6 protein-coding genes are annotated in these 8,050 nt (G+C 52.7%); 1 reads left to right on the top strand and 5 read right to left on the bottom strand.

Features of this window, described 5'->3' with window-relative positions; all coding sequences use genetic code 11:
* The 5 genes from VB741_RS14150 to VB741_RS14130 all read right to left on the bottom strand — a co-directional run.
* Nucleotides 1-2,146, bottom strand: a 2,146-nt coding sequence (locus VB741_RS14150) for an AAA-like domain-containing protein (protein WP_323365831.1), incomplete at its 3' end; no start/stop codon positions are given.
* Entirely contained in the window at nucleotides 2,139-4,430 is a 2,292-nt protein-coding gene (locus VB741_RS14145; protein ID WP_323365830.1) for an AAA-like domain-containing protein, read from the bottom strand. The genes VB741_RS14150 and VB741_RS14145, both read right to left, overlap by 8 nt.
* A gap of 294 nt (nucleotides 4,431-4,724) precedes the next feature.
* A complete protein-coding gene (locus VB741_RS14140; RefSeq protein WP_323365829.1) occupies nucleotides 4,725-5,480 on the bottom strand; it encodes an anti-sigma factor in 756 nt (251 codons plus the stop codon).
* 26 nt (nucleotides 5,481-5,506) lie between these two features.
* Nucleotides 5,507-6,088, bottom strand: a complete 582-nt coding sequence (locus VB741_RS14135) for a sigma-70 family RNA polymerase sigma factor (protein WP_323365828.1) — start codon at nucleotides 6,086-6,088, stop codon at nucleotides 5,507-5,509.
* Between the two features lie 133 nt (nucleotides 6,089-6,221).
* Nucleotides 6,222-6,431: a hypothetical protein gene (locus tag VB741_RS14130; RefSeq protein ID WP_323365827.1), complete on the bottom strand. Its 210-nt coding sequence runs from the start codon at nucleotides 6,429-6,431 to the stop codon at nucleotides 6,222-6,224.
* Nucleotides 6,432-6,737: 306 nt separating this feature from the next.
* Between VB741_RS14130 and VB741_RS14125 the strand changes: the two genes are divergently transcribed.
* On the top strand, nucleotides 6,738-7,679 hold the full coding sequence (locus tag VB741_RS14125; RefSeq protein WP_323365826.1) for a pentapeptide repeat-containing protein: 942 nt from the start codon (nucleotides 6,738-6,740) through the stop codon (nucleotides 7,677-7,679).
* The last annotated feature ends 371 nt before the right edge of the window (nucleotides 7,680-8,050 follow it).

Raw genomic sequence — 8,050 nt, 5'->3', positions numbered from 1 at the left:
CGCCGATGGGTGCGCCCGTGTTGGCATCCCACAGCCGCAGCGTATTGTCGAAACTGCCACTGACGATGCGCTGACCATCGGGGCTAAACGCCACCGACCAGACCGCATCCCCATGGCCTGCGAGCGGTTCGCCGATGGGTGCGCCCGTGTTGGCATCCCACAGCCGCAGCGTATTGTCGAAACTGCCACTGACGATGCGCTGACCATCGGGGCTAAACGCCACCGACCAGACCGCATCCCCATGGCCTGCGAGCGGTTCGCCGATGGGTGCGCCCGTGTTGGCATCCCACAGCCGCAGCGTATTGTCGAAACTGCCACTGACGATGCGCTGACCATCGGGGCTAAACGCCACCGACAAGACCGCAGCCCCATGGCCTGCGAGGCGGTTGATTTCTTGCGACACTTGCACCGCTTTGAGTAAGCTGGCTTGGCCAGTCAGCGCTACGGAGGGCACTGACTGGCTCTGAGCCATCGTATCAATTGCCAGAACTAGACCAGAAACCGCATTGGTCGTAGGTAGTAAGTTCAAGACTCGGGCGACTTGTTCGCGCAGCTGAGCCACCCTCGTTTGTTGCTCGGCAAGCTTGGTCTGTTGCTCGGCTAGTGCAGTTTGTGTTTCCGCTCTGCGGGTTTGCGCTTGGGCAATTATCGCCTGATTCTCTGCCCGTTCTCTTTGTTGTTGGGCAATGTTTGCTTGTTCTTCTGCTCGTTGCTGTTGAGTTTCGGCAGCGGTCAGCGCAATCGCTCTCTGTTCATTTGCTTCTTGCTCTTTGTTCAGGGCTTCTTCTGTTTTTGCTTCATTCTCTAAAGCAAGCTTTTTTTGCCCTTCTGCGATAGTGGTTTGTCGCTTTGCTTCTTGAGCATTCTGTTCTGCTTCTTGAGCTTTTTGTCGGGCAATGACTGTTTGCTCTTCTGCAATGGCTTTTTGCTGTTTCGCTTCCTGAGCACTTTCCCTCGCGTCCTGCGCCAAGCCCGCCATCACGCCTGCCGAGAGCACCGAAGCTGCCGTCACCGGAATCGCCCATTTCAATACCGGCTTATACCGCTGCCAAAAGTTTTCTGGCAAGTGCTCACGAATCCATTCCTGGCTAAACACCTCCCGATAAATCCGATTCCGCACTTGCAGCTGCTTCCCCTCTCGCCGCACCACCCCCGACAGCTTCAAATGCGACTTCACTAAGTTCTGTTCTTCATCCAGCACCGGCCGCCGATCTCGATAAATCTCTCGATATGTTGTCAATACCTCCTGCTCAAGCGACGCCGGTGCCCGCTTCGTCAACATATCCCGTACAAACTGCAAGTTGTTATCTTGCTCACTCATCCGGCCAAAAAATGTCTCTGCTACCACGGGTTCTACCGCTGCCGCTGTCCAGCCTTGGGGGGGCTTATCTGCCAGCGCGCGACAAAGCCGCTGGGTTAAGTACGGGTGCCCCCCCGTCCACTGCAACACCCCCTCTAACATCTGCTGTTCTTTTTCGGGTACCAGCCCTAACCCCGCCGCTAACGGCAAAGCTTCCTCGGCACTAAAGTCCGTTAAGTCCACCCGCTGCCCAATATTAAAAGGCGTCCGCTTAGGATCCTGAATGAGATCCGCTGGGGTCGCCACCCCAATCAGCACAAACGACAACCGCCGCAACCTTGAATCCGTTGAACGCGCCACATATAAGTAACGAATCGCCGCATAAAAGTCGTCGGTAAAGTCCAAACTTAGCGTCGTGTCAATTTCATCGACAAAAATCACAATCGGCTCCGCCACCTCCGCCAGCACGACGTCTTGAAAGAACCGCGTCAGCCGCAGCGTCAGCCCCGATTGGTGATTGGCTCGCCACCACTGCTTCACATCCGTTGTCAGCATGAGCTGACTCGCCACCAAATCCAAAAAATCGCTGTACCATTCATCCGCACTCAGCTGCGTCCCCAGCTGAGTCAAATCCACAATCACCGCCTGCTTCCCAGCGTCAATCAGCTGCTCCGCCGTGCGAATCATCAAACTCGACTTCCCCATTTGCCGGGGCGTCAGCACATAGGCAAAAGTAGAGTCCTCACAAAGCGCCAAGAGTTCCCGATCGGCCTGACGAGACAGATAAATCCCGCGCTCATTGGCCTGGACGGTGCCGCCTACGGTATACAAACTCGGGTCAACCATGGAGATGCCTCCGAAAATAATCGGCATAGAGTTGGCACCGAGGCACCACTTGTTCATCTTCTCGCCGGACTAACCCAGCTGCGCTCAACAATCGGGCAATCCGCTCATCCGGGCAAGTTCTCGCCCGAATCACCTGCAGCAACCCCTGCGCCAAATCCTGCTTGTCATAAATGCGGAACAGGTGATACCGCAAGTGATCGCCAAAGGGACCATGATCTCCATCCGCCTGCTCAAACAGTGCCGCCACACTCAGCTGCTGTCGAGCAATCAGGTACAACGCCCGTCGCACCAAATACGGATGCCCATTTAACAACGCCATCAGTGCCCGCTCCTCGGCAGGCGTCAGCGGATTGCCATGGCGCTGATTCAAATCCGTCACCTGCGCCGAGGTAAAATCTGTCAGCAACAGTACCTCCCCCACATTAAAAGGAGACTGGTTCAAATTCGCGATCAAATGATATGGCTCCGTCGCCGTGACCAGCGCCAGGTCAAACTGCTTCCAGATGCGAGCCATCGGCAGCGCCCGGTTGTTATGCCAGCTGCGCAACATGCTAAAAAAGTCCGAGCGATAGTCCGCGTCAAACATCCGATCTACTTCATCCATCGCCAGCACCAAAGGGCTACCCAACTCTTTCAGTACATGGGTTTGCATATAGCGAGTACAGCGCTGAATATTGCCACTGCTCCCCTCCCAAGACTCCGCCACCCGATCCGGCAAACCCAGCTGCTCCGTCATACTCCGGCAAAACTGAGGATAAAACGTATTCGCAGACTTCAGTACATCTTGGTCAAACAGCTGAAAATCTAGAAACACCACCTGCTTCCCCACCTTGATCGCCGCATCCATAACCTGCATCAGCAACGAGCTTTTACCCATCTGGCGCGGCCCTTTAATCGTCAGGGTCACGCCTTGGCGCTGGATTGTGGACTGAGCAATCTCGTCACACGCCCGCTTCACATACAGCTGCGACTCCGGATCCATCGTCCCTTCCGCCGGTTCCAATACCACTGGCTGAAGCAAAACCGGCTGAGCAGATGGCTGCGGACGTGGAATGGCAGGCGTCGTGGTCGAATCATTCGAGACCACCGTCACATTCCGCTTAGCATTTTCTGAATCGATCGAAAGCCCCGCACCTGCGATCGCCCGTTGCAGCTCCTCTAGCAGCTGCGGCGTGTCAGCCGGCGTTTCCCACAGCGCCCAGTTAATCGGGTTCAAATACGCACTCAGCGGATAGACAAAAGGCTCCCGATAACCCAACCGCACCGGTAAAATCATCGGTCGGCCTGAGGTTTTCATCAGCCGATGAGCCGTCTCAATTTCGCCCAGCACCATCTCGCTATGCACCGACTCCGCCGACAAAAAGATAATCAAAAAATCTGACGCTTGTAGTGCCTGCTCAATCCGCTCAGCCCAAGGCGTCCCCACCGACATCGTCTGATCAATAAACACATCATGCGCCCCACTGAGCGCCCGATACACTTCACTCGCAATCGGTTCATCCGGCTCTACACCGCGCTTATAGCTAATGAAAATACGCGATCCGGCGGTCGGTCGCGGTGTCACGGGTTCGCTTTGCAGTCCCAGCTCGGCAGTCGCTTGAGTACTTGTTGCTTGAGTACTGGCCGCCTGACTACTTGTTGCTTGACTACTGGAAGCCGATGGTAACGAGGCCGCTTCAGCAGGCGTCTGTACAGGCGACGTGATTTCCCCTGACTGAGAGGCCGATGGACTTCGCTGCTTTAACTGAGGCGTGGCCGTTTCGGGGATGCCCTCTAAGTCAATCGCCGACACCCCGAACTCAAACGCATCACCATAGGAGCGGCCTGCGCCCAATCCATCATAAAAGCCCACTGCAAATTCGATGGCTGCGCGATCCCCAATCGCCTGATTCATTCCAATGACACAGTCAATATGCTGATGAATCGCCGCTGCCTGTACCTCCGAATAGCAGGCATTGAGCAATACGCACTCCACCTTGTCCTTAAACAGCTTAAACAGCCTTGCCAAAGACGGCGCACTCACCAGCTGCATCTGGCCAGCATTATTCTCCAGCACCAGCCCTGCCTCCCCAGCCCCATGACCCGAAAAATGCACAATGTTCGGCTCATGGTCTAACAGCGCTCGCCGTAAATCATCCGGACGTACCGCCCATTTAGAAATGATTTCAAACTGGTCGCGACTGCGCGATCGCTGTAACCCTTCCTGGATTTCTCGCACTTCCTCATCCAAGCGCAGCTTGTCGCTATTCTTAGGGTTTGCAGTCAGAATCAGGATTTTTTTCAAAGCAATGAAATCGTTGTGACAAAGGAGTAATACTTTAAGTAATATTACTTTGCCACAACTAATTTCTGCTACTCAAAATCTGGGGTACCAACTCAAAGTGGGACGTTTTGCCAAGGATAGTATTCAGAAGTCAGGAGTCAGGAATCAGGGCCTTACTGGCTTCTAGCTGCTGGCTCCTGATTCTCCACCTAGTCAGAATTTTCTGGCTTAAGTTGAACCCCAAAATCTGCAACCAGTTGACATCTCAGAGATGCCCTCGGTGATACATCATTGACTTCGACACAGATGCCCCCGCTAGTCCTTGATCAGTGTCCCCATCAGAATTGGACTAGCTTCGTGTCGCTGTGGCGCATCGGCTGATTCAATCGTAATTGCGATCGCACGAATCCACTGAAAATTTTGATACACCCCAGGTAGAGGCATCTGCAGCGACACCCGGCCCTGCTCATCCACCGTAAACGTCTGGGTTAAAATTGCATTTTTAGCATCTTGGGTAAAGGGGGCCTCCAGCTGTAGCACCGTCCACAGCGCATACACTTGACCCTTTGGTAACACAGACAGATTCTCGCCAGTCAATGTCGCTTGGAGAGTGACCGGATCAATCTCTACTAAAACAGTACTGGTTTCGGGAACAGCATCGGTCACTGAGGTTAAAACTACGGTGCGCCCCGCCGCCGCCGGTTGCAGCTGTCGCAGCTGCGCCTGCATCGTTTGTAGGGAGCGCCATAACACAGCATTACTGAGACCCAGCCCGACCACTAAACTAGCTGCCAACAGTCCCCAAGGATTGAGCCGCCATGGCCGCACGCGAGACACGAGGGGCACCGATGATGAGCCCAAAATTCTCTCATATAGGTGAGTGGGAGGTGGCAGCACGGGCGGCGCATATGCCTGTTCTAAGGTTTGCTGTAGTTGCTCAATCTCTTGAGCAATCATCGGATTGTTCTCTACTAATGCGGCTAACGATGCAGCCTCCTCTGGAGTCAGGTTATAGAGCACATAGCCGGCGATTAAACGCTGTAGCTCGTTTTCAGAGGGTGATTTAGTCATACTGTTGCTACCTCTAGTGACATCCCCTAATCCAGCCGACTTTTTAAAATCTGTTGTAGCCTGAGCAGCCCCCGCCGCGCTCTTGTTTTTACAGTACCCAATGGGGTTGCCAGTTGTTCCGCAATTTTGGCCTGAGTCAGTCCCTCGTAATAGGCCAATTGCAGGATCTGCCGCTGGCTGTCGGACAGCTGGGACAACGCAGCTTGAACATGCTGCTGCTGCTCTTGCTGGGTCACATCAGCCATGGGGCTCGATGGCATATTACTAGCATCACTACGCTGCAGCCGCTGTATGGATCGTTGCGCTGCTTGTTGCGATCGCACCCGGTCGATGGCACGGGAACGAGTGAGCATGGCGACATAGGTCCGCAAAGACCCCCTCGCAGGATCGTAAGCTGCCCCTTTAACTAGATGAATAAAAATATCGTGGGTCAAATCCTCAGCTTCTTCAGCCTCTTTTAGAATATTAAAAGCGATACTATAGACCAAACCAGCATGGCGAGCATAAAGCTTTCCCAACGCTTCAGAACTGCCTCGGATACTTTCCAACCAGAGTTGAGTATCTGTCAGTTCGACATACTTTTTAAGGGTAGAGTCCTCAGAATCCATAGACTCTAGATAACCGGAAACCACTACAGCCCATGGTACCTTCGGGCAAGGTGGATTTACCAGGGAATTGTATCGGTATTTCTCAATAACCCAACTTGACTCATCGCACCCAGCACACTGTGAGCCAGCAACTCTAAGTCAGCAACTCTGCTTCCAAGGTTTCAATCAAGAAGTAAACCACGGCTCTATGGCGACGGATAAAGTAGGTGCTTTTCAAAATAATCGTCTCGCCTGACAGGGCTGTGATGGTCGATACCTGCTGCAGGCGAACTCGCGTGGCTAAATTGCACTGATAGCCATATTTTTTGAGTGCAGTTTTAACCTCTTGTAGTAATTTACGCATTTCAGCCATTGGGTAGGCTCGCAGTCGCTAGTCCGGTGAGGACGCGACTGCGAGCCCCGTAGCACTCTGGAAGTTAGGAATAACCCTACTCAGTGTTCTCAGCGAAGTGCCCAAAGCTATAACAGCTACCTTTGATGGGTACCTTCGCCAAGCATCCACGATTTGTTGCTTTGTTGGGTATCAACTTAAGCCGAAAAATCCTGGCTAGTGCAGCGTCAAAGCTTAATTTGAGGGTAGATGGAAGTCAGCTTGCCTCTCGCATCTTCAACTTTCATCTGCCAATCGACACCTCGTTGAGTGTTGTTAATGTCGGTTGACCAAGCGGCAATTTCATCACGTAGTGTTTCGATTCCGACGCTACTCACCTCAACATTGTTGCCTGCCCTCATTCTTAGTCTTGACGCTGCACTAGTTGATAAGGCTCGTTGCAAGAAGGGCTGGGCCAAGACAGAGAAAGCATGGGCGGATCTTGCGACTACTTCTAAAGCGACGTTGAGGCGCTTCTGGGGTAGCTTGAAGATTCAAACCGAAGTGTTTCAGGCAATCTGTAACGCCGTTGGGCTTGAGGATTGGGAGTCGATTGCACAGTTTGCCGATGAAGATGATGCGCCGCCTAAGGTCTATGAGAAGCGTTTGAGTTTTGCGATCGCAGGCAGCATTGAAGAAATTGACAAGCAAAAGCTCGATGTCATCGTCGCATTGCTACGGAAGCTCGGTGGAGATACCGAAATTGAAATTTTGGATATCGAAGAAGGCAGTGTCAAATTAACCCTAGGTGTCTCTGAAGAAGCACTTCAGAGAATTCAAGAACTGTTTGAATCAGGAGAATTACAGGAAGTTGAAGGCCTTTTGGTTCAAGACGTCCGACTTCTCACCAAACAGGAGATTGTTGAATCAATCAGAAATAACGGCGGTTCCGGACAAAACCTCAGCGGAGCCGACCTCAGCGGAGCCGACCTCAGCGGAGCCAACCTCAGCAGAGCCGACCTCAGCAGAGCCGACCTCAGCAGAGCCGACCTCAGCGGAGCCGACCTCAGCGGAGCCGACCTGATTGGAGCCAACCTCAGCGGAGCCAACTTCAGCGGAGCCGACCTCAGCGGAGCCAATCTCGACAAGGCTTTAGTTGAAAAAGCTCGATTTTTAGATACTCAAGGCATCTCTGTCAAATCCAGAGAGCTTCTGATACAGAGAGGGGCAATTTTTGAAGATGGTCCCAATTCCCCTGACCGCGTATTGGTCCCTCGTTAAGTAGCTGCCTATCCATCGAGTGCTTGCATTAACTCATTGCACTGTAGATTTACTTCCTTCAGCCGTTCGCGGATTCGCTGATCTGCCTCAGGTGTGCGCGTCTCTTCGCTCGATATTTGAGGGAAACTATGTAGTGAGAACAGTCGACAACTGGGACATCCGACGATTCGTCACAAAAACAAGAACCAGCAAGCGTTACATCTGCTGCTGGTTCTCTTTTAAAGGGTAAGTTTTAAAAACTAACTCATTAGACCTCTTGCATAATAGTTTCTATGGTAGATTTTTAGGTTTTGGTTCATTGCTTTACACCTAGGCAGATGAACTACGAAGCCACCCAAACCCTTAGCAATTCAAAGTTTAAGCGTCGATTC

This window comes from Leptothoe sp. PORK10 BA2 (assembly GCF_034932105.1).
GTDB lineage: Bacteria > Cyanobacteriota > Cyanobacteriia > Phormidesmidales > Phormidesmidaceae > Leptothoe.
Note: the sequence above shows the minus strand (reverse complement) of the source record. Positions and strands in the feature narration are given on the sequence as shown.